The 22,187-nt window shown below is 72.5% G+C and carries 23 protein-coding genes; 16 read left to right on the forward strand and 7 right to left on the reverse strand.

Features of this window, described 5'->3' with window-relative positions; translation table 11 throughout:
* Positions 1-75 precede the first annotated feature (75 nt).
* Entirely contained in the window at positions 76-1,218 is a 1,143-nt protein-coding gene (locus ACFV9J_RS07850; RefSeq protein ID WP_385351429.1) for a glycosyltransferase family 4 protein, read from the forward strand.
* A 121-nt stretch (positions 1,219-1,339) separates the two neighbouring features.
* Here ACFV9J_RS07850 and ACFV9J_RS07855 read toward each other — a convergent pair whose 3' ends face one another.
* Entirely contained in the window at positions 1,340-3,136 is a 1,797-nt protein-coding gene (locus ACFV9J_RS07855) for an AMP-dependent synthetase/ligase (RefSeq protein WP_385351432.1), read from the reverse strand.
* Positions 3,137-3,446: 310 nt separating this feature from the next.
* Here ACFV9J_RS07855 and ACFV9J_RS07860 point away from each other — a divergent pair, with 310 nt between their 5' ends.
* The 6 genes from ACFV9J_RS07860 (at position 3,447) to ACFV9J_RS07885 (ending at position 8,742) form a co-directional block, all read left to right on the forward strand.
* Positions 3,447-4,244 carry a metallophosphoesterase gene (locus ACFV9J_RS07860; protein ID WP_385351435.1) on the forward strand — a complete coding sequence of 266 codons (798 nt, stop codon included), beginning with the start codon at positions 3,447-3,449 and terminating at the stop codon, positions 4,242-4,244.
* A gap of 137 nt (positions 4,245-4,381) precedes the next feature.
* Entirely contained in the window at positions 4,382-4,819 is a 438-nt protein-coding gene (locus ACFV9J_RS07865) for an SRPBCC family protein (protein ID WP_271158613.1), read from the forward strand.
* 203 nt (positions 4,820-5,022) lie between these two features.
* Positions 5,023-6,195 carry an ArsA-related P-loop ATPase gene (locus tag ACFV9J_RS07870; protein WP_385351439.1) on the forward strand — a complete coding sequence of 391 codons (1,173 nt, stop codon included), beginning with the start codon at positions 5,023-5,025 and terminating at the stop codon, positions 6,193-6,195.
* 71 nt (positions 6,196-6,266) lie between these two features.
* On the forward strand, positions 6,267-6,842 hold the full coding sequence (locus ACFV9J_RS07875) for a carbon catabolit repression protein (RefSeq protein WP_385351442.1): 576 nt from the start codon (positions 6,267-6,269) through the stop codon (positions 6,840-6,842).
* A gap of 54 nt (positions 6,843-6,896) precedes the next feature.
* Entirely contained in the window at positions 6,897-7,850 is a 954-nt protein-coding gene (locus tag ACFV9J_RS07880; RefSeq protein ID WP_031035803.1) for an ROK family glucokinase, read from the forward strand.
* 130 nt (positions 7,851-7,980) lie between these two features.
* Positions 7,981-8,742, forward strand: coding sequence for an endonuclease/exonuclease/phosphatase family protein (locus ACFV9J_RS07885; protein ID WP_385351445.1), 762 nt, complete (start codon positions 7,981-7,983; stop codon positions 8,740-8,742).
* 26 nt (positions 8,743-8,768) lie between these two features.
* Here the strand turns inward: ACFV9J_RS07885 and ACFV9J_RS07890 are convergent, their stop codons facing one another.
* Together ACFV9J_RS07890 and ACFV9J_RS07895 are read right to left on the reverse strand one after the other, a co-directional pair.
* Positions 8,769-9,395: a hypothetical protein gene (locus ACFV9J_RS07890; RefSeq protein WP_385351448.1), complete on the reverse strand. Its 627-nt coding sequence runs from the start codon at positions 9,393-9,395 to the stop codon at positions 8,769-8,771.
* A complete protein-coding gene (locus ACFV9J_RS07895) occupies positions 9,388-10,191 on the reverse strand; it encodes an alpha/beta hydrolase (protein ID WP_385351451.1) in 804 nt (267 codons plus the stop codon). The genes ACFV9J_RS07890 and ACFV9J_RS07895 overlap by 8 nt, the downstream gene beginning before the upstream one ends.
* A gap of 150 nt (positions 10,192-10,341) precedes the next feature.
* On the opposite strand from ACFV9J_RS07895, the gene ACFV9J_RS07900 reads away from it, so the two are divergent.
* The 5 genes from ACFV9J_RS07900 (at position 10,342) to ACFV9J_RS07920 (ending at position 15,319) form a co-directional block, all read left to right on the forward strand.
* Positions 10,342-11,115: a lysophospholipid acyltransferase family protein gene (locus ACFV9J_RS07900; protein WP_385351454.1), complete on the forward strand. Its 774-nt coding sequence runs from the start codon at positions 10,342-10,344 to the stop codon at positions 11,113-11,115.
* 39 nt (positions 11,116-11,154) lie between these two features.
* Positions 11,155-12,396 carry a MacS family sensor histidine kinase gene (gene macS, locus ACFV9J_RS07905; protein WP_385351457.1) on the forward strand — a complete coding sequence of 414 codons (1,242 nt, stop codon included), beginning with the start codon at positions 11,155-11,157 and terminating at the stop codon, positions 12,394-12,396.
* Positions 12,397-12,508: 112 nt separating this feature from the next.
* The gene (locus tag ACFV9J_RS07910; protein WP_087812149.1) at positions 12,509-13,156 is read left to right on the forward strand and encodes a response regulator transcription factor; all 648 of its coding nucleotides are present in this window, start codon (positions 12,509-12,511) and stop codon (positions 13,154-13,156) included.
* Positions 13,157-13,207: 51 nt separating this feature from the next.
* Complete coding sequence (locus ACFV9J_RS07915; RefSeq protein ID WP_385351460.1) at positions 13,208-14,236, forward strand: 6-phosphofructokinase; 1,029 nt, start codon at positions 13,208-13,210, stop codon at positions 14,234-14,236.
* Between the two features lie 84 nt (positions 14,237-14,320).
* Positions 14,321-15,319 (forward strand): 2-hydroxyacid dehydrogenase, encoded by a 999-nt coding sequence (locus ACFV9J_RS07920; protein ID WP_385351462.1) that lies wholly within the window; start codon positions 14,321-14,323, stop codon positions 15,317-15,319.
* Here the strand turns inward: ACFV9J_RS07920 and ACFV9J_RS07925 are convergent.
* Together ACFV9J_RS07925 and ACFV9J_RS07930 are read right to left on the reverse strand one after the other, a co-directional pair.
* Complete coding sequence (locus tag ACFV9J_RS07925) at positions 15,271-17,178, reverse strand: anthranilate synthase family protein (protein ID WP_385351465.1); 1,908 nt, start codon at positions 17,176-17,178, stop codon at positions 15,271-15,273. The genes ACFV9J_RS07920 and ACFV9J_RS07925 overlap by 49 nt on opposite strands.
* A 106-nt stretch (positions 17,179-17,284) precedes the next feature.
* Positions 17,285-17,341 carry a trp operon leader peptide gene (locus tag ACFV9J_RS07930; RefSeq protein WP_351255831.1) on the reverse strand — a complete coding sequence of 19 codons (57 nt, stop codon included), beginning with the start codon at positions 17,339-17,341 and terminating at the stop codon, positions 17,285-17,287.
* Between the two features lie 107 nt (positions 17,342-17,448).
* On the opposite strand from ACFV9J_RS07930, the gene ACFV9J_RS07935 reads away from it, so the two are divergent.
* Together ACFV9J_RS07935 and ACFV9J_RS07940 are read left to right on the forward strand one after the other, a co-directional pair.
* Positions 17,449-18,801, forward strand: a complete 1,353-nt coding sequence (locus ACFV9J_RS07935) for a class II 3-deoxy-7-phosphoheptulonate synthase (RefSeq protein WP_385351468.1) — start codon at positions 17,449-17,451, stop codon at positions 18,799-18,801.
* A 165-nt stretch (positions 18,802-18,966) separates the two neighbouring features.
* On the forward strand, positions 18,967-19,200 hold the full coding sequence (locus ACFV9J_RS07940) for a bacterioferritin-associated ferredoxin (protein ID WP_030869393.1): 234 nt from the start codon (positions 18,967-18,969) through the stop codon (positions 19,198-19,200).
* Between the two features lie 192 nt (positions 19,201-19,392).
* Here ACFV9J_RS07940 and bfr read toward each other — a convergent pair whose 3' ends face one another.
* Positions 19,393-19,896: a bacterioferritin gene (gene bfr / locus ACFV9J_RS07945; RefSeq protein ID WP_007448529.1), complete on the reverse strand. Its 504-nt coding sequence runs from the start codon at positions 19,894-19,896 to the stop codon at positions 19,393-19,395.
* A gap of 191 nt (positions 19,897-20,087) precedes the next feature.
* Here bfr and ACFV9J_RS07950 point away from each other — a divergent pair, with 191 nt between their 5' ends.
* Entirely contained in the window at positions 20,088-20,735 is a 648-nt protein-coding gene (locus ACFV9J_RS07950; RefSeq protein WP_385351472.1) for a sulfite oxidase-like oxidoreductase, read from the forward strand.
* A 22-nt stretch (positions 20,736-20,757) separates the two neighbouring features.
* On the opposite strand, the gene ACFV9J_RS07955 is transcribed toward ACFV9J_RS07950, so the two are convergent.
* A complete protein-coding gene (locus tag ACFV9J_RS07955; protein WP_385351475.1) occupies positions 20,758-21,639 on the reverse strand; it encodes a deoxyribonuclease IV in 882 nt (293 codons plus the stop codon).
* Positions 21,640-21,750: 111 nt separating this feature from the next.
* Between ACFV9J_RS07955 and ACFV9J_RS07960 the strand changes: the two genes are divergently transcribed.
* A complete protein-coding gene (locus ACFV9J_RS07960; RefSeq protein WP_385351478.1) occupies positions 21,751-22,071 on the forward strand; it encodes a CU044_2847 family protein in 321 nt (106 codons plus the stop codon).
* The last annotated feature ends 116 nt before the right edge of the window (positions 22,072-22,187 follow it).

The raw sequence follows: 22,187 nt of genomic DNA on the forward strand, positions 1-22,187 counted from the left end.
CCCGGACCCCTGTGGGCGTGCCACAGGAGGCGGCCGGGCCAGGCTCCCGGCAGCCGGTTCGGTAGGGTCGGCGGCGTGCGCAAGACCTTGATCGTGACCAACGACTTCCCGCCCCGCCCGGGCGGCATCCAGGCCTTCCTGCACAACATGGCGCTGCGCCTGGACCCCGAGCGGCTGGTCGTCTACGCCTCCACCTGGAAGCGCGGCCGCGAGGGCGTCGAGGCCACCGCCGCCTTCGACGCCGAGCAGCCCTTCACCGTCGTACGGGACCGCACCACGATGCTGCTGCCGACGCCGGGCGCCACCCGGCGGGCGGTGGGGCTGCTGCGCGAGCACGGCTGCACGTCGGTGTGGTTCGGGGCGGCCGCGCCCCTAGGCCTGATGGCCCCGGCCCTGCGCAAGGCGGGCGCCGAGCGCCTCGTCGCCACCACCCACGGCCACGAGGCGGGCTGGGCCCGGCTTCCCGCCGCCCGGCAACTGCTGCGCCGGATCGGGGAGTCGACGGACACGATCACCTACCTCGGCGAGTACACGCGCTCCCGGATCGCGGGCGCGCTCACCCCCGAGGCCGCCGCCCGGATGGTGCAACTGCCGCCCGGCGTCGACGAGAAGACCTTCCACCCGGCCGGCGGCGGCGACGAGGTGCGCGCCCGCCTCGGCCTCACCGACCGCCCCGTCGTGGTCTGCGTCTCCCGCCTGGTCCCGCGCAAGGGCCAGGACACCCTGATCCGCGCGATGCCGCGCATCCTCGCCGCCGAGCCGGACGCCGTCCTGCTGATCGTCGGCGGCGGCCCCTACGAGAAGGACCTGCGCCGCCTCGCCGAGGAGACCGGCGTCGCCGCCGCCGTCCACTTCACCGGCGCCGTGCCCTGGTCCGAACTGCCCGCGCACTACGGCGCCGGGGACGTCTTCGCCATGCCCTGCCGCACCCGCCGGGGCGGCCTCGACGTGGAGGGCCTCGGCATCGTCTACCTGGAGGCCTCCGCGACCGGCCTGCCCGTCGTCGCCGGCGACTCGGGCGGCGCCCCCGACGCGGTACTCGACGGCGAGACGGGCTGGGTGGTCCGCGGCGAGGACCCGAACGAGTCGGCCGACCGCATCACCACCCTCCTCGCCGACCCAGAACTCCGCCGCAGGATGGGCGAACGGGGCAGGACCTGGGTCGAGGAGAAATGGCGCTGGGACCTACTGGCAGAGCGCCTGAAGGCTTTGCTATAACGCGGGGCGCCTTGTCGGCACGGGGGAGTCGGACTGACCTCAGGGGCGCGGGGAACTGCGCGACCAGCCCCGACGGACGGAAAGCCGCCAACGAACCGTACCCGGCACCCCCATGGGCGCCCTACTTGGCGTAAATCGCCTCGATCTCGTCCGCGTAATCCTTCGCCACAACATTCCGCTTCAGCTTCAACGACGGAGTCAAATGCCCCGACTCCTCGGTGAACTGCGCCCCCAGCACCCTAAACTTCCGCACCGACTCCGCCTTGGACACCGCCGCGTTCCCGTCGTCGACCGCGTCCTGGATCGCCGCGAGCAGTTCCGGATCCTCCCGCAGCGACACCGCCGTCGAGCCGGCCGGCTTCCCGTGCTCCGCGCACCAGCGCCCCAGGAACTCCTCGTCGATGGTGACCAGCGCGCCCACGAAGGGCCGCCCGTCGCCGACCACCATGCACTCCGCGACCAGCGCGTGCGCGCGGATGCGGTCCTCCATGACGGCCGGGGCGACGTTCTTGCCGCCGGCGGTGACGATGATCTCCTTCTTGCGGCCGGTGATCCGCAGGTAGCCGTCCTCGTCCAGGGTGCCGATGTCGCCGGTGTGGAACCAGCCGTCGGCCAGCGCCTCCGCGGTCGCGCCCGGGTTGTTCCAGTACTCCTTGAACAGGTGCTCGCCGTGCAGCAGCACCTCGCCGTCGTCCGCGATGCGCACCACCGAGCCGGGCAGCGGCTGGCCGACCGTGCCGATCTTCTGCCGGTCCCAGGGGTTGAAGGCGGTGGCCGCGCAGGACTCGGTCAGGCCGTAGCCCTCCAGCACCGTGAAGCCGATGCCGCGGAAGAAGTGCCCGAGCCGCTCGCCGAGCGGGGCGCCGCCGGAGATGGCGTACTCGCCGCGCCCGCCGAGGACCGTGCGGAGCTTGCTGTAGACGAGCTTGTCGAAGACCTTGTGCTTGATCTTCAGGCCGACGGACGGGCCCGACGGCGTGTCCAGGGCCGTGCTGTACGCGATCGCGGTGTCGGCGGCCTTGTCGAAGATCTTGCCCTTGCCGTCCGCCTGGGCCTTGGCGCGCGCCGAGTTGTACACCTTCTCGAAGACGCGCGGCACGCCGAGGATCAGCGTGGGCCGGAAGGCGGCCAGCTCGTCGGTGAGGTTCTTGATGTCCGGGACGTTGCCCAGCTTGATCGGCGCGATCATCGGCGCGACCTGGACCAGGCGGCCGAAGACGTGGGCGAGCGGCAGGAAGAGGAGGACCGAGCACTCACCGGTGCGGAAGAGCGGGCGCAGCCGTTCCACCACGTTGCCGCACTCCGCGAAGAAGCTGCGGTGGGTGAGCACGCAGCCCTTGGGGCGGCCCGTGGTGCCCGAGGTGTAGACGATGGTCGCGGGGTCGTCGGCCTTCGCGATCGAGCCGCGCTCCTCGACGGTGCGGTCCGTGACGTCCTGGCCCACCCGCCCCAGCTCCTCCACGGCGTCGGCGTCGATCTGCCAGACGTTCTTGAGGGCCGGCAGTTGCTCGCGCACCGACTCGACCGCGGCGGCGTGCCCGGCCGACTCCACCACGCACGCCGTGGCACCCGAGTCGCCGAGGATCCACTGCACCTGCTCTGCCGAGCTGGTCTCGTACACCGGCACGGTGATCGCGCCCGCGCTCCAGATCGCGAAGTCCAGCAGCGTCCACTCGTAGCGCGTGCGGGACATCAGGCCGACCCGGTCGCCCGGCTGGACACCGGAGGCGATGAGCCCCTTGGCGGCGGAGTGCACCTCGGCGAGGAAGGCGCGCGCGGTGACGTCCTGCCAGACGCCTCCCACCTTGCGGGCGATGACGGCGACGTCGGGATGCTGCGCGGCGTTTCTGCGGACGATGTCGGTCAGGTTTCCGTCCGCGGGGACCTCGTACAAGGCCGGAAGGCTGAACTCGCGCAAGACTGCTGCTCCTCATAGGGCGCCGGCGCCACGACGTTGTGTGATGCGACGGTGCGGTCCAAGGCTCGGGCTGTGGCTCCGGAGGACTCATGTGGGATTCACATGTTGAAATCCAGAGCACGACTGGACTGCCCGGACGTTACCCGCCGGTATGCGTTCTCCGACAGGGGGTCCCCGCGAGATGTTCGCTGCGTCACACGGATGGGGTTTGCTTTGCGCACAGTAGTCGACGGATCAACGGACCAGCCAGTAACCGCAGGTCCGACCGCCACTGTTCACATCACGCGCGCGCTGCTTACGCTTGATCGCCATGGCACCCACACCGCCCCGTAACACGAGCACGCGCGTCCACGTGGTCAGCGACGTCCATGGCAACGCCCGCGACCTGGCCCGGGCCGGCGACGGCGCCGACGCCCTGATCTGCCTCGGGGACCTGGTCCTCTTCCTCGACTACGCCGACCACTCGCGCGGCATCTTCCCCGACCTGTTCGGCGTCGCGAACGCGGACCGCATCGTCGCGCTGCGCACCGCCCGCCGTTTCGACGAGGCGCGGGAGTTCGGCAGGCGGCTGTGGGCGGAGGCCGGCGGGGAGCCGCGCGAGCTGATCGAGCGGGCGGTGCGCAAGCAGTACGCCGAGCTGTTCGCCGCCTTCCCCACCCCGACGTACGCCACCTACGGCAACGTCGACGTGCCCCCGCTGTGGTCCGAGTACGCCGGGCCCGGCACCACCGTGCTCGACGGGGAGCGGGTGGAGATCGGCGGCCGCGTCTTCGGCTTCGTCGGCGGCGGCCTGCGGACCCCGATGAACACGCCGTACGAGATCGGTGACGAGGAGTACGCCGCGAAGATCGAGGCCGTCGGCGAGGTGGACGTGCTGTGCACCCACATCCCGCCGGACGTGCCGGAACTGGTCTACGACACGGTGGCCCGGCGCTTCGAGCGGGGCAGCCGCGCGCTGCTGGACGCGATCCGCCGCACCCGGCCCCGCTACGCCCTGTTCGGACACGTCCACCAGCCGCTGGCCCGGCGGATGCGCGTCGGGGCGACCGAGTGCGTGAACGTCGGCCACTTCGCGTCGAGTGGGCGGCCGTGGGCGCTGGAGTGGTGACCGGGTGCGGTTCGGCCGCGCAGGTGGGTGGTGGCATGCGGCCTCCCCGTGCGCGATAGCCTTCACGCGGCACACACGTGCGCGCGACGGGCGCACGACGACCTCAGTAGCGGCCCGCATCCGGAGGAGCCACGGCGATGGCGGAACACACCAGCTCGAGCATCACCATCGAGGCGGCTCCGGCCGACGTCATGGCGGTGATCTCCGACTTCGAGCGCTATCCGGACTGGACCGGCGAGGTGAAGGAGGCGCAGGTCCTCGCGACCGACGAGCAGGGGCGCGCCGAGCAGGTCCGGCTCGTCATGGACGCCGGGGCGATCAAGGACGACCAGACGCTGGGGTACACCTGGACCGGTGAGCACGAGGTGTCCTGGACGCTGGTGAAGTCCCAGATGCTGCGCTCCCTCGACGGCTCCTACCTGCTCCGCCCGGCGGGCACGGGCACGGAGGTCACCTACCGGCTGACGGTGGACGTCAAGATCCCGATGCTCGGCATGATCAAGCGCAAGGCGGAAAAGGTCATCATCGACCGAGCCCTGGCAGGCCTGAAGAAGCGGGTCGAGTCGGGAAAGTAGCGCAACTGCGGACATCCGCCGCCGACGCCGCCGTAGCTGCGGGCAGTCGTGCCGCTGGGGCGGCACGGGTGGGCGCAGCGGCACCCCGCACCGCCGGGCTGCGAACTCCCCCGCCGGCACCGGCACCCCGCACCGCCGGGCAGCGCACCCACCACCGCACACCCGCACCCGGCGCCGCCAAGGCACCGGTACCGTTCACCCCCATGCGCACCCTCCTGATCACGGGCCCCGGCGGCACCGGCCGTACCACCGTCGCCGCCGCCACCGCGCTCACCGCAGCCCGGCAGGGCACCCGCACCCTCCTCCTCGGCACCGACCGCGACGACACCCTCGGCGCCGCACTCGGCGTGCGCACCGGCCCGGCCCCGACCCCCGTCGAACCCGGCCTCACCGCCTGGCGCCCCGACGCCGCCCAGGGCTTCCGGGACGCCCTCGCCGCCCTCCAGGACCGCGCCGCCTCCGCGCTCGACCTCCTCGGCGCCTCCCGCCTCGACCCCGAGGAACTCACCCCGCTGCCCGGGGCCGACGACCTCGCCCTGCTGCGTGCCCTGCGCGAGGCCGCCCTCGCCGAGGCGCACGACCTCCTCGTCGTCGACCTGCCGCCCGCCCCGCGCGCCCTCGCCCTGCTCGCCGCGCCCGAGGAACTGCGCCGCGGCCTGCGCCGCCTGCTCCCGCCCGAGCGGCAGGCCGCCCGCGCCCTGCGCCCGGTCCTCGGCCGGCTCGCCGGCGTCCCCATGCCCACCGAGGCGCTGTACAAGACCACCGCCCGCTGGGACCTGGAACTCGCCGCCGCCGAGTCCGTCCTGGCCGACCGGAACACCGTCGTACGGCTGGTCGCCGAGCCCGGACCGGCCGGAGCCGACGCCGTCCGCACCACCGCCCTCGGCCTGGCCCTGCGCGGACTGCGCACCGACCTGCTGGTCGCCAACCGCGTGCTGCCCGAGGACACCCCGGCGGACAGCTGGCTCAGCGGCCCCCTCGCCCAGCAGCGCAAGACCCTGGAGGAGTGGCGGGGCGCGTACGACGTCCGCGCCGTCGCCCATCTCGGCCACGACCCGCGCGGCACGGACGACCTCGCGGCCCTCGCCGTGCCGGGCGTCAACCCGGACGCCTCCCCGGTCGAGTGGCCCGTCACCGACCGGCTGGCCGAGGACGGCGTGCTGGTCTGGCACATCCCGCTGCCCGGCGCCGTACGCGAGGAGCTCGACCTGGTCCGCCGCGGCGACGAACTGGTCGTCGCCGCCGGGCCGTTCCGCCGCACCGTCCCGCTGCCGTCGGCGCTGCGCCGCTGCACCGTCGACGGGGCCGCCCTGCGCGAGGGCACGCTCGCCGTCCGGTTCGCGCCCGACCCGGAACTGTGGCCGCGGGGGCGATGACCCGCGGGGCCCCCGGAACACGGGCCCGTTCGGGTAACGTCGTAAGGACGAACCGTAGTCAGGAGTCCGTCATGAGCGAAGAGCTCCCCCCGTCCGAGGCCCCCCGCCCCGACGAGGCCGACGCGGTCGACGAGACGCGAGCGACCGACGAGACGCGCGGGGCGGCAGCGGAGCCGCGTGCGAGCGACACCGACGCCTGGGCGACCGCGTGCGCCGAGGACCTGGAGGCCGAGAAGGCCCGCCGCCGGGCCGCGTACGGGCCGCCGCCCGGCTCGGCCGCCGAGGAGCTGCGCCGGCTCGTCGACACCGTCGCGGACAAGCTGTCCGGTCTCCAGTCCCCCCTGCTCGGCCAGGTCGCCGGACCCGCCGCCCAGCAGTTGGTCCGGCAGGTCGTCCAGCAGGCCAAGGCCGCCGTCGAACCGGTCATCGAGCGCAACCCGGACCTGTTCGACCACCTCGCCGCCGCCGGTGGTGAACTGCTCGCCGCCTACCGCTCCGCCGTCCAGAACCAGGAACGCCGCTGGACCACCGGGGACACCGCGCCGGGGGACCCGAGCGACCCCCGTGACCTGGACGAACGCGGCACCGACGGCCGCGACGAGGACGACGGGGGCACCGGCCCGGGGCAGCGCATCGACCTGGACTGAGCCCCGCCTCGGGTACGGTTGCCCTTAGCGGGGCTCGACCGAACTGAGGGATTCATGGGACTCACCATCGGCGTCGACATCGGCGGCACGAAGATCGCGGCCGGCGTGGTCGACGAGGAAGGCAACATCCTCTCGACCCACAAGGTGCCGACCCCCACCACACCCGAGGCCATCGTGGACGCCATCGCCTCCGCGGTGGAGGGCGCACGCGTGGGGCACGAGATCGTCGGCGTCGGAATCGGTGCCGCCGGATACGTCAACCGCCAGCGCTCCACGGTCTACTTCGCGCCCAACATCGACTGGCGCCAGGAGCCGCTCAAGGAGAAGGTCGAGGCCCGCGTCGGCCTCCCGGTCGTGGTGGAGAACGACGCCAACGCCGCGGCCTGGGGCGAGTACAAGTTCGGCGGCGGCAAGGGCCACCGCAACGTCATCTGCATCACCCTCGGCACCGGCCTCGGCGGCGGCATCATCATCGGCAACAAGCTGCGCCGCGGTCACTTCGGCGTCGCCGCCGAGTTCGGCCACATCCGCATGGTGCCCGACGGCCTGCTGTGCGGCTGCGGCTCGCAGGGCTGCTGGGAGCAGTACGCGTCGGGACGGGCGCTGGTGAGGTACGCCAAGCAGCGCGCCAACGCCACCCCCGAGCGCGCCGAGGTGCTGCTCGCGCTCGGCGACGGCACCCCCGACGGCATCGAGGGCAAGCACATCTCGGTCGCCGCCCGCCAGGGCTGCCCGGTCGCCGTCGACTCCTACCGGGAGCTGGCCCGCTGGGCCGGTGCCGGTCTCGCCGACCTGGCCTCGCTCTTCGACCCGTCCGCCTTCATCGTCGGCGGCGGCCTCTCGGACGAGGGCGACCTGGTCCTCGACCCGATCCGCAAGTCCTACAAGCGCTGGCTGGTCGGCGGCAACTGGCGCCCGGTCGCCGACGTCGTCGCCGCCCAGCTCGGCAACAAGGCCGGCCTGGTCGGCGCGGCCGACCTGGCCCGGGAGCCCGACCCGATCATGTAAGCAACGCTCACTGCACGCGCCAAGGGGCGCGGGGAACTGCGCGACCAGCCACATCCGACCGGCAGTCGCCCACGAACCCCGCGCCCCGACCCATGAGGCGCCTGATCATGCGGTCCCGTAAATTGACGGCATGGCAACATCCCTCCCCGCGCTGCCCAACTCCCGCACCGAACCCGACGGTTCCGCGGTCATCCGCGTCCTGAGCTACAACATCCGCTCGCTGCGCGACGACACCGACGCCCTCGCCCGCGTCATCAAGGCCTGCGCGCCCGACCTCGTCCTCCTCCAGGAGGCCCCCCGCTTCTTCCGCTGGCGCAAGAAGATCACCCGCCTGGCGCGTGCCGCCGACCTGGTCCTGCTCTCCGGCGGCGCCACCGCCGCCGGCCCCGCGCTGCTCTGCTCCCTGCGGGCCACCGTGGAACGCACCGAGGACGTGCTGCTCCCGCTCACCCCCGGCCGGCACCGCCGGGGCCTGGCCACCGCCGTGGTCCGGTTCGGCGGCGCCCGTATCGGCGTACTCAGCTCCCACCTGTCGCTGCAGCCGGACGAGCGCCACGAGCAGGCGGGGATGCTCCTCGACCGGCTGGCCGGCCTCGGCGTGCCGCACGCCGTGGCGGGCGGCGACCTGAACGAACGCCCCGGCGGCCGCACCTTCCGGCGGCTCGGCGAGGTGCTGCGCGACTGCTGGACCGCCGCGCCCTGGGGCGGCGAGTACACCTTCCCCGCCACCGCCCCGGACCGCCGTATCGACGCGGTCTTCGTCACCGAGGGCATCGAGGTGCTGGGCTGCGGGGTGCCGTCGGGACTGGCCGGGGTGGCCGAGGACGACCTGAGGGCGGCCACGGACCACCTTCCGGTCCTGACCGCCCTCCGCGTACCCGCGACCGCCTGACCCCGGGGCCCGGCCGGCCACAGGGCCTAGACCACCGCGCCCCGCCCCGGATCGTCGTCGTCCTCGTCGCCCGTCCGCATCCGCACGACCAGCGTGGCGAAGCCGCCGAGGAAACCGCCGATGCACAGGGTCGTCAGCCACCAGGTCATGTCCCAGCCGAGCACCACCGCCAGCAGGAGCAGCACCGGGCCGCCGAGCACGCCCAGCCAGGCGAACTTCGAGGTGGGGTCGGTCTCGGGCAGCGGCGGCGGCTCGGGCGGCACGAAGTGGCCCTCGTCGTCCGTGTCGAAGTCGTCGTCGGACGGCTCGGCGGGCGTGTGGTCGCGGGGGCCGATGCCGGGGGCGAACGCGACGGAACTCCCCAGCGGCCGGTCCGAGGAGGGCCGGTCCGCCGAGGGCTTCTCGTCGTTCACCTCGGGCTCCAGCAGCGCCAGGTCCTCGACCGACTTGAACGGCTTGGCGCCCGGCGGGTCCGGGGGCTCCTCCCCGTACCCGGCGACGATCGAGGCCCAGGCCGCGTCCTCGTCGAAAGGCGCGTCCTGTGCCTCGGGCCCGCCGTCCGCCGCGCGCTCCCGTCCCTCGCGGTGCTCCCGCTCCAGGTCCCGCTCCTCGCGCTCCTCGCGGTCCTCGCGGTCGGAGTCGTGCTCAGCCACCTGCGGTCGTCCCTTCCTTGCCGAGACCGGGCTCCGGTTCCCCGATGGAACCGGGCGCGAGCCGGCCGATGAACGCGACGCTCTGAGCGAAGATCCGGTCCGCATCGTGGTCCAACGTCGCCACGTGGTAGCTCTGTTCCAGCAGGATCTCCGTCACGTCCGTCGACGACACCCGGCCCAGGATCCGCGCCGAGTCGGCCGGCGGCACCACATGGTCCCGCGGGCTGCGCAGCAACAGCAGCGGCTGGGTCACCTGCGGCAGGTCGCCGTCGGCGAGACGGAAGAAGGCGCGCAGCGAGTGCGCCGAGTGCAGCGGCACCCGGTCGTACCCCAGCTCCGCGCTGTGCGGCTTGGCGATGTCGCTGGCGATGCCCTTCGTCGCGGGCACCAGGTGGCGCAGGACCGGAAGGGCGTGCTGGGCGACGCCGTGCATCCTGTTCGCCGGGTTGACGACGACGACGCCCGACACCGCGTCCCCGTGCTTGGCGGCCAGCCGCAGCGCCAGCGCGCCGCCCATGGACAGACCGGCCACGAAGACGCGCTCGCAGCGCTCGCGCAGGGCGCGCAGCTCGCGGTCCACCTCCGCGTACCAGTCCTGCCAGCCGGTGACCTGCATGTCCTGCCAGCGCGTGCCGTGCCCGGGCAGCAGCGGCAGCGCCACGGTCAGGCCGCGTGCGGCAAGGTACCGCGCCCAGGGGCGCAGCGACTGCGGGGAACCGGTGAAACCGTGACAGAGGAGGACGCCGACCGCACCGCCCTCGTGGCGGAACGGCTCGGCTCCGGGCAGGACCGACACGTCTCGGTCTCCTGTCGTCAGGGGTACTCGCGGGTCTTTCACCGTACGCGACCGCACGGACACCGACCAGGGCCGTCGGGGCCATTGACGGTCTCCCGGGATAAGGTCTGACCCACGGACACGGGAGGCACTCGGTTGTTGTACGGCACGATGAAGGTCACCATCGGAGGGTCGCTGAAGCTCGCCTTCCGGCCCTGGGTGGAGGGCCTGGAGCACATCCCGGCCGACGGCCCCGCCATTCTGGCGAGCAACCACCTGTCGTTCTCCGACTCGTTCTTCCTGCCGGCCGTCCTCGACCGCAAGGTGACCTTCATCGCCAAGGCCGAGTACTTCAACACCCCCGGGATCAAGGGCCGGCTCACCGCCGCGTTCTTCAAGGGCGTGGGCCAGCTCCCGGTGGACCGCTCCGGCGCGCGCGGCGCGGGGGAGGCCGCCATCAAGAGCGGCATAGAGGTCCTGGAGCGCGGCGAGCTGTTCGGGATCTACCCCGAGGGCACCCGCTCCCCGGACGGCCGCCTCTACCGCGGCAAGCCGGGCGGGCTGGCGCGCGTGGCCCTCGCCGCCGGCGCGCCCGTCGTCCCGGTCGCCATGATCGACACCGAGAAGATCCAGCCGCCCGGCCAGGTGATGCCGAAGCTGATGCGGCCCGGCATCCGCATCGGCAAGCCGCTGGACTTCTCCCGCTACCAGGGCATGGAGCACGACCGTTTCGTGCTCCGCGCGGTGACCGACGAGGTCATGTACGAGATCATGAAGCTCTCCGGCCAGGAGTACGTCGACATGTACGCGACCGCCATGAAGCGGCAGCTCGCGGAGGCGGCGAAGGCGGAGAAGGCGGCCAAGGGCGACAAGGCGGCCAAGGGTGACAAGGCCGCCAAGGACGACAAGGCGGCGAAGGCCGCCAAGGACCGGGCCGGCACGTAGTCCGGGCGGCACCGGACACGGGGCCCGGGGAGGGGGGACATGGCCAGGCGCGAGAGAGTCATGAGGATGTCGGTCGAGCAGCCGCTGTGGCGCGCGCTCGCCGGCTACCGCGTGCTCACCATGCTGTACGCGATCGGCTTCTTCGCCACCGCCTACTCCGGCTTCGCCCGCCCCTGGCTCGCCGTCGCCTACTACGCGGTCCTCTTCGTGTGGACCCTGGCCACCCTCCCCAAGGTCGCGAACGCGGCGAGCTGCACCAAGCGGTTCCTCACCGCCGACCTCACCATCGCGCTGGCCGGCATCCTGCTCACGCCCTTCGCCGACGCCCACCAGCGCGTCGCGGACGGCGGGCCGACCCTGCCGTCGATATGGACCGCCGGGTCCGTGCTGGCCTTCGCCATCAAGGGCGGCTGGCGCTGGGCCGCCGTCGCCTCCACCCTCGTCGCCGTCGCCAACCTGGTCGAACGCGGCACGCCGGCCCGCGACACCGTGCACAACGTCATCCTCGTCTGGGTCGCCTCCATCGCGATCGGCTACGTCGTCGAGGTCGCCCGCGCCTCCGAGCGCACCCTCGCCCGCGCCCTGGAGATCGAGGCCGCGACCAGGGAACGCGAGCGGCTGGCCCGGGACATCCACGACAGCGTCCTCCAGGTGCTGGCGATGGTGCAGCGCCGGGGCGCCGTCATCGGCGGCGAGGCGGCCGAGCTGGGCCGCCTCGCCGGTGAGCAGGAGGTGGCCCTGCGCACCCTGGTCTCCGGCGGCCTGGTGCCCGTGTCCCGGGTGTCCGAGGACGCCGCCGACGGCGCGCTCGTACGGGTGGTCGAGGAGCGGGAGGGGACGGACCCGGACGGTCCCGTCGACCTGCGCGCCCTGCTCGCCCCGTACGCCGGCTCCCTGGTGAACCTCGCCGAGCCGGGCGCCCCGGTCCTCCTGGCCCCGGGTGCCGCGCGGGAACTGGCCGCCGCCGTGGGCGCCGCGCTGGACAATGTCCGCGAGCACGTCGGCGAGCGGGCCCGCGCCTGGATCCTGGTCGAGGACGAACCGGACGAGGTGATCGTCACCGTCCGCGACGAGGGGCCGGGCATCCCGCCGGGGCGGCTCGCCGAGGCCGAGGGCGAGGGGCGGCTCGGCGTGGCCCTGTCGATCCGCGGGCGGCTGCGCGACCTCGGCGGCACGGCCGAGCTGATCTCGGTGCCCGGACAGGGCACGGAGGTCGAACTGAAGGCACCGAAGAAGAACGCCGGTACCACCGCGCGGGGGAAGGCAGCGGACCATGACTGAACGACACGGCCCCCAACGACACGACGCGGAACGACACGACGCGGAACGACACGGCCCCGAACGACACGACGCCGAGCGGCGGGACCCCGACCGCCAGGACCCGATCAAGGTCATGGTGGTCGACGACCACCCGATGTGGCGCGACGCGGTCGCCCGGGACCTCGCCGAGTCCGGCTTCGACGTGGTCGCCACCGCGAGCGACGGCGACCAGGCGGTGCGCCGCGCCCGGGCCGCCGCCCCCGACGTCCTCGTGCTCGACCTCAACCTGCCCGGCAGACCCGGCGTCCAGGTCTGCAAGGAGGTCGTCGGCGCCGACCCGAGGCTGCGCGTGCTCGTGCTCTCGGCGAGCGGGGAGCACGCCGACGTACTGGAGGCGGTCAAGTCCGGCGCGACCGGATACCTGCTGAAGTCCGCCTCCACCGAGGAGCTGAGGGACGCGGTGCGCCGCACGGCCGCGGGCGACCCGGTCTTCACCCCGGGGCTCGCCGGGCTGGTCCTCGGCGAGTACCGCCGCCTGGCCTCCGAACCGGCCCCCGCCGCGGGCACCGACGACCCCGGCGCGCCCCGGCTCACCGACCGGGAGACCGAGGTGCTGCGCCTGGTCGCCAAGGGCCTGAGCTACAAGCAGATCGCCGAACGCCTCGTCATCTCCCACCGCACCGTGCAGAACCACGTCCAGAACACCCTCGGCAAGCTCCAGCTGCACAACCGGGTGGAGCTGGTGCGGTACGCGATCGAACGGGGTCTGGACGACGCCTGACCCACGCGGGACAGTGGCCTCAACCACCCACCCTGGCAAAGGGGTTGTGCGATGAAGGTCGGAGTACTGACCGGAGGCGGCGACTGCCCCGGGCTCAACGCCGTCATCCGGGCCGTCGTCCGCAAGGGCGTCCAGGAGTACGGCTACGAATTCACCGGCTTCCGGGACGGCTGGCGCGGCCCCCTGGAGGGCGACACCGTCCCGCTCGACATCCCGGCCGTCCGCGGCATCCTGCCCCGCGGCGGCACCGTCCTCGGCTCCTCGCGCACCAACCCGCTCCAGCAGCCCGACGGCATCCGGCGCATCAAGGACAACCTCGCCGCACTCGGCGTCGAGGCCCTCATCACCATCGGCGGCGAGGACACCCTCGGCGTCGCCACCCGCCTCGCCGACGAGTACGGCGTGCCCTGCGTCGGCGTCCCCAAGACCATCGACAACGACCTGTCCGCCACCGACTACACCTTCGGTTTCGACACCGCCGTCGGCATCGCCACCGAGGCCATCGACCGGCTGCACACCACCGCCGAGTCCCACATGCGCGTCCTGGTCGTCGAGGTCATGGGCCGGCACGCGGGCTGGATCGCGCTGCACTCGGGCCTGGCCGGCGGCGCCAACGTCATCCTCATCCCCGAGCAGCGCTTCGACGTCGAGCAGGTGTGCACCTGGGTGACCTCCCGCTTCCGGGCCTCCTACGCCCCGATCGTGGTCGTCGCCGAGGGCGCGATGCCGCGCGACGGCGACATGGTGCTCAAGGACGAGTCGCTGGACTCCTACGGGCACGTCCGGCTGTCCGGCGTCGGCGAGTGGCTGGCCAAGCAGATCGAGAAACGCACCGGCAACGAGGCCCGCACCACCGTCCTCGGCCACGTCCAGCGCGGCGGCACACCCAGCTCCTTCGACCGCTGGCTCGCCACCCGCTTCGGACTGCACGCCGTCGACTGCGTGCACGACGGGGACTTCGGCAAGATGGTCGCCCTGCGCGGCACGGACATCGTCCGGGTCCCCATCGCCGAGGCCACGGCCCGCCTGAAGACGGTCGACCCGGCGCTGTACGAGGAGGTCGGCGTGTTCTTCGGCTGACGTCCGGCGGAGCGGCCCGCTGACCGGCGACGGTGGGCTCCGGCCCGTATATTCGGCCCGGAGCCCACCACGACGGGAGCGGTCATGGAGATCCTTGCCTTCGGCGTCCAGGCCGACGAGAAGCCCCTGATCGAGCGGGCCTTCCGCGACCACGAGGACGATGTCCGCTGCCTGGACGTCTTCCTCAACGAGGACACCGCCCCCATCGCGGCCGGCCACGAGATCGTCTCCACGTCCGTCAACGCCGACCTCGGCGCGGCCGTCCTGGAGATCCTCGCGGCCGGCGGCACCCGGATGGTGGCCCAGCGCTCCACCGGCTTCAACAACGTCGACCTGGACACCGCCGACCGGCTCGGCATGACCGTCGCCCGGGTGTCGTACTACTCGCCCCACTCGGTCGCCGAGTTCGCCTGGGCCCTCGCCATGGCCGTCAACCGGCGGATCGTGCGCGCCTCCATCCGCACCCGCGACTTCGACTTCCGGCTCGACGGACTGATGGGCCGGGACCTGCACGGCCGCACCGCCGGCGTGCTCGGCACCGGCAAGATCGGCGAGGGCTTCGCCCGGATCGCCCACGGCTTCGGCATGCGGCTGCTCGGCTGGGACGTCGCCGAGAACCCGGCCTGCGCCGAACTGGGCATGCGCTACGTCCCGAAGGACGAGCTGCTGGCCCGCTCCGACCTGATCACCCTGCACGTCCCGCTGATGGCCGAGACCCGGCACCTGATCGACGCGACCGCCCTGAAGGCGATGCGCGACGACGCCATCCTGATCAACTCCAGCCGCGGCGGCCTGATCGACACCGCGGCCCTCGTCGGCGAACTGCGCGCGGGCCGCTTCGCGGGCGTCGGCCTGGACGTGTACGAGGCGGAGGCGGGCCTGTTCTTCCTCGACAAGTCCCTGGAGGCCGTCGAGGACGACACCCTGGCCCGCCTCGTCACCTTCCCGAACGTCCTGGTCACCTCGCACCAGGCCTACTACACCGAGGACGCCGTCGGCCAGATCGTCGGCACGACGGTGCGCAACGTCCTCGACTACCGGGAGGGCCGCCGCTCGGAGAACGTGCTCGTACCGCGCAGCTGACCGGCCAGCTCCCGCACGATCGCGGTGCCGTTCAGGGTCAGCACCGACTCGGGGTGGAACTGGACGCCCGCGAAGCCGCCGCCCCGCAGTGCGTGCACCTCGCCGGCCGCCGAGCGGCTCACCTCGATGCCGTGGGCGGCCAGCTCCCGAGCCGTCCCGTCGTCGCAGCGCGCGGTGAAGCTGTTGTAGAAGCCGACCGTCTCCGGCCGCCCGAACAGATCGATCCCGGTCTGCGCACCCTGGTACGGCACCTCCTTGCGGACGATGTCCAGCCCCAGCTCCGCCGCGATCAGCTCGTGCCCGAGGCAGACGCCGAGGACGCCGTGCCGGTTCGCCCCGAGCAGCTCGGCGGTCAGGGACCGCAGGAAGCGCATCTTCGGGTCGGCCGGGTCCGAGGGGTCACCGGGACCCGGCCCCAGCACCACCGGGCCGCCCTCGTGCCCCAGCACCGCCTCGCGCAGCCCCGGCTCGTCGTACCGCCGTACGCTCACCGCGAGCCCCGAGGAGCGCAGCACGTGCGCGAGCATCGCCGTGAAGGTGTCCTCCGCGTCGACGACCAGCGCGTGCCCGGACAGCTCGGCCGACGGCTCCCGCATCCGCAGCCAGAACGGGGCCAGCGACGCGCGGCGCCCGTCCAGCGCGGCCCGCACCCGGGGGTCGTCGGCCAGCCGGGGACGCCCGGCCTCCGTACGCGGCCGGGACGGGCGTACGCCCAGCGCCGCCAGTACGCCGGCCGCCTTGGCGTGGGTCTCCGCGACCTCGCCCGCCGGGTCCGAGCCGCGCACCAGCGTGGCGCCGACCGGTACCCGCAGCCGCCCGTCGGCGTCGATGTCGGCGGTACGGATCAGGATGGGGGAGTCGAGGGTCTGGGGACCGGCCGCCCCGCCCGGCCCGTCACCCGGGTCCCGGCCGAGCAGCGCGAGCGCGCCCGCGTAGTAGCCCCGCCCGCCGGTCTCGTGCCGCTCGATGACCCGGCAGGCGTTCTGCACCGGCGAGCCGGTGACCGTCGCCGCGAACATGGTCTCCCGCAGCACCTCCCGCGCGTCCAGGGACGACTTCCCGCGCAGCTCGTACTCGGTGTGCGCGAGGTGCGCCATCTCCTTGAGCCGCGGGCCGACGACCACCCCGCCCATGTCGCCGACGGTGCACATCATCTTCAGTTCCTCGTCGACGACCATCGACAGCTCCTCGATCTCCTTGCCGTCGGCGAGGAAGTCGAGCAGGTGCTCGGGCGTCGGCCCCTCGGCGGGGTAGCGGTACGTGCCGCTGATCGGGTTCATGACGACCGTGCCCCCGGACATCCGCACATGCACCTCCGGGCTGGCCCCGACCAGCGTGCGGTCCCCGGTGTGCACGACGAACGTCCAGTACGCGCCCCGCTCGCCCTCCAGCAGCCGCCGGAACAGGGCCAGCGCGTCGGCCCGCCCGAACCCGGGGATCCGCCCCTGGTACGTCCGCCGGATCACGAAGTTGGCGCCCTCGCCGCGCCCGATCTCCTCGTCGAGCACCAGGCCGACGATCCGCGCGTACTCCTCGTCGCCGACGTCGAAGCCGCCGCCCTCGACGCGGACCTCGTGCGCGGGCAGCCGCGCCAGCGCCTCGGCGAGCGGGATGTCGTAGCGCTCCTCGGGGGTGAGCATCAGCAGCGGGGTGCCGTCGTCGCGGACGTCGAAGCCGCGCTCGCGGATCTGCCGGAAGGGGACGAGCGCCAGCCCCTCGTCGGGCAGGTCGGCGAGTCTGCCGTGCTCCGTGACCGGGCCGAGCAGCAGTTCCACGAGGCCGTGATCGTGGCCGGGCGCGCGGCGGCGCAGCAGGGCGAAGGGGCGGGTGTCGGTCAGGAGGCGGTCGAGCGGTGTCATGGGTCCGTGTCCTTCTCGGTTCGTCGGTGAGGAGGAACGGACCCGGGCTCGAAAACACCGAAGGCCGCCCCTCGGGCGGCCTTCGCGAGTCTGGAGTCGCGCGCAGTCAGTGGGCCGCCGGGTGAGCGGTCCACCACCAGTTCCGGGTCGTGTGCGCGAACATACGGCGCAGCGTACCCCACCCCGGCTCACCGTCCACAGGGCGTTACGCCTGTCTCACTCCCTGGGCATGCGGCGGGAGCGTCCTTCCGACCCCGTAGTGTTGACGCCGTGACCGTGAACGCTAAGACCAGCCCGAGCGCTGGCAACACCTGGCGAGACCTGCCCGCGGCGCAGCAGCCCGAGTACCCCGACACCGAGGCTCTGCGCGCAGTGATCGCGGACCTCGAGTCGTATCCGCCGCTCGTCTTCGCGGGCGAGTGCGACCAGCTGCGCGCCCGGATGGCGGCCGTCGCCAAGGGAGAGGCGTTCCTCCTCCAGGGTGGCGACTGCGCCGAGGCCTTCGACGCGGTGTCCGCGGATCACATCCGCAACAAACTCAAGACCCTCCTCCAGATGGGCGCCGTCCTCACCTACGCCGCGTCCGTGCCGGTGGTGAAGGTCGGCCGGATCGCCGGGCAGTACTCCAAGCCCCGCTCCAAGCCGACCGAGACCCGCGACGGCGTGACGCTGCCGACCTACCGCGGCGACTCCGTCAACGGCTTCGACTTCACCGAGGCGGCCCGGATCCCGGACCCCGAGCGGCTCAAGCGCATGTACCACGCCTCGGCGTCCACGCTGAACCTGGTGCGCGCCTTCACCACCGGCGGCTACGCCGACCTGCGCCAGGTGCACGCCTGGAACCAGGACTTCGTGAAGTCCTCCCCCTCCGGCCAGCGCTACGAGCAGCTCGCCCGGGAGATCGACAACGCGCTGAACTTCATGCGGGCCTGCGGGACGGACCCGGCCGAGTTCCAGACCGTCGAGTTCTTCTCCTCGCACGAGGCGCTGCTGCTGGACTACGAGTCGGCCCTCACCCGCGTCGACTCGCGCACCGGGCAGCTGTACGACGTCTCCGGCCACATGGTGTGGATCGGCGAGCGCACCCGGCAGCTGGACCACGCGCACATCGAGTTCGCCTCGCGGATCCGCAACCCGATCGGCATCAAGCTCGGCCCGAGCACCACGGCCGAGGAGGCGCTGCAGTACATCGAGCGGCTGGACCCGGAGCGCGAGCCCGGGCGGCTGACCTTCATCGTCCGGATGGGCGCGGACAAGATCCGCGACAAGCTCCCGGAGCTGGTGGAGAAGGTCACCGCCTCCGGCGCCACCGTCGCCTGGATCACCGACCCGATGCACGGCAACACCTACGAGGCGGCCTCCGGTCACAAGACCCGCCGCTTCGACGACGTGCTCGACGAGGTCAAAGGCTTCTTCGAGGTGCACAAGTCGCTCGGCACCCACCCGGGCGGCATCCACATGGAGCTGACCGGCGACGACGTCACCGAGTGCGTGGGCGGCGGCGACGAGATCTTCGTCGACGACCTGCACCAGCGCTACGAGACGGCCTGCGACCCGCGGCTCAACCGCAGCCAGTCGCTCGACCTGGCGTTCCTGGTGGCGGAGATGTACCGGGACCAGTGACGGTCCGCCCCCGGGCGGGCGGGTGAAATGGGGCGCGGGTCACACGGGATCCGCGCCCCTCCCACTTTTGCCGGCCTTGCGCGATGGGTAAGGTTAGGTTTGCCTCACCGATCAGTCGGGCCCTCCGGTCGTCGGTACGGCACGACCTTGTACCCCGCCCGGGAGGTGAACCGCGTGTTCGTCTGCAGCTGCTTCGGTGTCACCGAGGAACAGGTGAAGAGCCACGCGGAGGCCGGCGCGTGCACGCCCCGGCAGATCGCCTCCGCCTGCAAGGCGGGCACCGACTGCGGCGGCTGCGTACGCCGCATCCAGGCCCTGCTCGGACGCGGCGCCTGCCCCCGCCGGCAGCTGGCCGACCAGGGCGCCCCGGTCCTCGCGGAGCTTCCCGAGGCGGCCTAGCCCCGTACTTCCGGCCCTTAGGGCCTGTCTGACAATTCCCGTCTGCCGCGCGACGCCATGCACGCCCTCTCGCCGCACCGGCCCCAGACCCGAGTACGGCCAGTACGCGGGTCTGGGGCCGGCGCACCGAGAGCACGCACCTGACGCCGCGCGGCCGCCCTTCGGGCGACGGCGCGAATTGTCAGACAGGCCCTAGAGGGAGCCCGGTCCCGACGGGTCCGGCTGGGTCTGCTCGATGACCGTCGACAGGTACAGCGACTCGCCCAGCTTCTCGATCAGGTCGAGCTGGGTCTCCAGGTAGTCGATGTGGTGCTCCTCGTCGGCGAGGATCGCCTCGAAGACGTTGGCCGACGTGATGTCGTGCTTGGCCCGCATCACCTCGATGCCCCGGCGCAGCCGGTCGATCGCCTCCAGCTCGATCTCCCGGTCGGCCTGGAACATCTCGGTCACGCTCTGGCCGACCCGCACGTGGAAGAGCCGCTGGTAGTTCGGCAGGCCGTCCAGGAGCAGGATGCGGTCGGTGAGCACCTCGGCGTGGCGCATCTCGTCGAAGGACTCCGCGCGGGTGTACTTCGCGAGCTTGGTCCAGCCCTTGTGGTCCTGCAGCTTCGCGTGCAGGAAGTACTGGTTGATGGCCGTGAGCTCGGCGGTCAGCTGCTCATTGAGGAACTCGATGACTTCCGGGTCGCCCTGCATCGCTTGACGCTCCTTCGAACGGGAACAGGCGTATTGGGCGGCATGATTGCACCGGCATCGAAGATCGTCCAGTAAGTCTTGACTTAGTAAGTAAGTACAGGCTTAGTCGGTTTAGTGAGTGTTGTGGGCTTTTGCTCGAATGTAAGTGGGGTGGGTCAGGGGCATCGGTCCGGGTCTGTCAGGATGGAGGCATGGGTCAGCCGGTGGAACACGGATCGGGAGAAGACGGTTCGCAAGGAGCGTCACGGTTCGAGCTCCCGCCCGGGCAGCGGCTGCAGCGCGGCTGGCCCGTCACGCACTACGGACCGGTTCCCAAGTTCCGCCCCGAGCGCTGGGAGTTCCGGGTCTTCGGCGCCACCACCGACGACGAGAAGCACGGCTGGACCCACGACGAGTTCGGCGCCCTGCCCTACACCACGGTCGTCGCCGACCTGCACTGCGTCACGAAGTTCAGCATGCTCGGTGCCGAGTGGGGCGGCGTCCCGGCCACCACGATCCTGTCGCTGGCCCCGCCCGCGCCCGCCGTCACCCACGTGATGGTGTGGGCCGAGTACGGCTTCAGCTCCAACCTCAGGCTGTCCGACTTCGCCGCCGAGCGCACGCTCTTCGCCACCCACAAGGACGGCGAGCTGCTCACCGCCGAGCACGGCTTCCCGCTGCGGCTGGTCGTGCCGCACCTGTACGCCTGGAAGGGCCCCAAATGGGTGCGCGGCATCGAGTACATGACCGCCGACCGGCGCGGCTTCTGGGAGGAGCGCGGCTACCACAACATCGGCGACCCCTGGCGGGAGCAGCGCTACTCCTACCAGGAGGAGCCGGGGGACGGCCCCGAGCCGTGACCCGCCGTACGGCCCCCGCGGGTCAGCCGTCGCGCAGCTTCTTCAGCCGGGCCACGTCCGCCGCGTGCCCCTCCTTGCCGCCGGGCGTCTCGATGACCAGCGGCACGCCCTCGGTCGCCGGGTGCGTCATCAGCGCGCGGAACGGGTCCTCGCCGATGTGACCGGCGCCGATGTTCTCGTGCCGGTCCTTGTGCGCGCCGGCCACGTCCTTGGAGTCGTTGGCGTGGATCAGCCGCAGCCGGCCCTCGCCGACGGTGTCCACCAGCAGGTCGAGGGTCCGGTGCATGCCGGAAGGGCCCCTCAGGTCGTGGCCGGCCGCGAAGATGTGGCAGGTGTCCAGGCACACGCCCAGCTTCGGATGGGCGTCCAGCGCCTCGAAGTACGGCCCGAAGTCCCAGGTCCGCGAGCACAGCGAGGCGCCCTGCCCCGCCGTCGACTCCAGCAGCAGGTACGGGTCGTCGTCGTGGGTCAGCTCGTCGAGCAGCGGCAGCAGGTGCTCGCGCACCTGCTTCAGCGCCACCGGCCTCTCCCGTCCGCCGGTCGCGCTCCCGGTGTGCACCACCACGCCGAGCGCCCCGATGGCCCGCCCGCGCCGCAGCGAGTGCCGCAGCGACTCGACCGACCGCTCCACGGTGGCCTCGGTGTGCGAGCCGAAGTTGATCAGGTACGGCGCGTGCACGTACGCCGGGACCGATCCGGCCGCGCAGGCCTCGCGGAAGGCCTCGTCCTGCTTCGGGTTGCCGGCCGGGGTGGCCCAGCCGCGCGGGTTGGCGACGAAGACCTGCACGGTCTCCGCCTTCAGCTCACGGGCGTAGGACAGGCCGACGGAGTGCAGCCCGCCGGCCACGGGGACGTGGCCGCCGACGGGGTTGCGCGGCAGGGGGGAGGGGGATGCGGTGCTCATGTCGGCACCAAGGATGCCAGGACGTGTGGACGGACCCCGGATCAGGGTACGACTGCACCAGCGCACCAGCGCACCAGCGCACCGGCGCTGCCGAGCCAGGGGAGGGTGCACATGGGGGACGTCGTCAGCTTCGCGCTGCCGGACGGCGGCCGGGTCCTGGTCGAACCGGTCGACGAGGACGTCTACGGACTGCAGGAGATCTCGGTCAACGGGAGCACGGTCGTGCGGCGGGCCCAGGAGGGCCTCGGCGACGCCCTCGACGGCATCCGGCGCATGGCCGCCGAGGCGCACACCCGCATGACGTCCCTCGACGTCGCCCCGAAACGGCTGGAACTGGAGTTCGGGGTGAAGCTGAGCGGGGAAGCCGGTGCCGTCGTGGCCAAAGCGACGGGAGAGGCCCACCTGATCGTGCGTGCCGTGTGGGAAAGCTAGGCAGCGCCATGCCCGGGGGACCGGGTGTCCGGATCCGGCCGCGGGGGAGTGAGGCCCTCTCCCGCACCGCACCCGGATCCGCCTACCATGCACTGGCGGCGGTGTGCCGCGGCGCG

It is taken from the genome of Streptomyces sp. NPDC059906, from assembly GCF_042730645.1.
Classification (GTDB): Bacteria; Actinomycetota; Actinomycetes; order Streptomycetales; family Streptomycetaceae; genus Streptomyces; species Streptomyces rubrogriseus.

Coding starts and splice junctions, on each gene's coding strand:
- ACFV9J_RS07860 (WP_385351435.1), top strand. CDS start 3,447: ATGGCACCCACACCGCCCCGTAACACGAGCACGCGCGTCCACGTGGTC.
- ACFV9J_RS07865 (WP_271158613.1), top strand. CDS start 4,382: ATGGCGGAACACACCAGCTCGAGCATCACCATCGAGGCGGCTCCGGCC.
- ACFV9J_RS07870 (WP_385351439.1), top strand. CDS start 5,023: ATGCGCACCCTCCTGATCACGGGCCCCGGCGGCACCGGCCGTACCACC.
- ACFV9J_RS07875 (WP_385351442.1), top strand. CDS start 6,267: ATGAGCGAAGAGCTCCCCCCGTCCGAGGCCCCCCGCCCCGACGAGGCC.
- ACFV9J_RS07880 (WP_031035803.1), top strand. CDS start 6,897: ATGGGACTCACCATCGGCGTCGACATCGGCGGCACGAAGATCGCGGCC.
- ACFV9J_RS07885 (WP_385351445.1), top strand. CDS start 7,981: ATGGCAACATCCCTCCCCGCGCTGCCCAACTCCCGCACCGAACCCGAC.
- ACFV9J_RS07900 (WP_385351454.1), top strand. CDS start 10,342: ATGAAGGTCACCATCGGAGGGTCGCTGAAGCTCGCCTTCCGGCCCTGG.
- macS (WP_385351457.1), top strand. CDS start 11,155: ATGGCCAGGCGCGAGAGAGTCATGAGGATGTCGGTCGAGCAGCCGCTG.
- ACFV9J_RS07910 (WP_087812149.1), top strand. CDS start 12,509: ATGGTGGTCGACGACCACCCGATGTGGCGCGACGCGGTCGCCCGGGAC.
- ACFV9J_RS07915 (WP_385351460.1), top strand. CDS start 13,208: ATGAAGGTCGGAGTACTGACCGGAGGCGGCGACTGCCCCGGGCTCAAC.
- ACFV9J_RS07920 (WP_385351462.1), top strand. CDS start 14,321: ATGGAGATCCTTGCCTTCGGCGTCCAGGCCGACGAGAAGCCCCTGATC.
- ACFV9J_RS07925 (WP_385351465.1), bottom strand. CDS start 17,178: ATGACACCGCTCGACCGCCTCCTGACCGACACCCGCCCCTTCGCCCTG.
- bfr (WP_007448529.1), bottom strand. CDS start 19,896: ATGCAGGGCGACCCGGAAGTCATCGAGTTCCTCAATGAGCAGCTGACC.
- ACFV9J_RS07950 (WP_385351472.1), top strand. CDS start 20,088: ATGGGTCAGCCGGTGGAACACGGATCGGGAGAAGACGGTTCGCAAGGA.
- ACFV9J_RS07955 (WP_385351475.1), bottom strand. CDS start 21,639: ATGAGCACCGCATCCCCCTCCCCCCTGCCGCGCAACCCCGTCGGCGGC.
- ACFV9J_RS07960 (WP_385351478.1), top strand. CDS start 21,751: ATGGGGGACGTCGTCAGCTTCGCGCTGCCGGACGGCGGCCGGGTCCTG.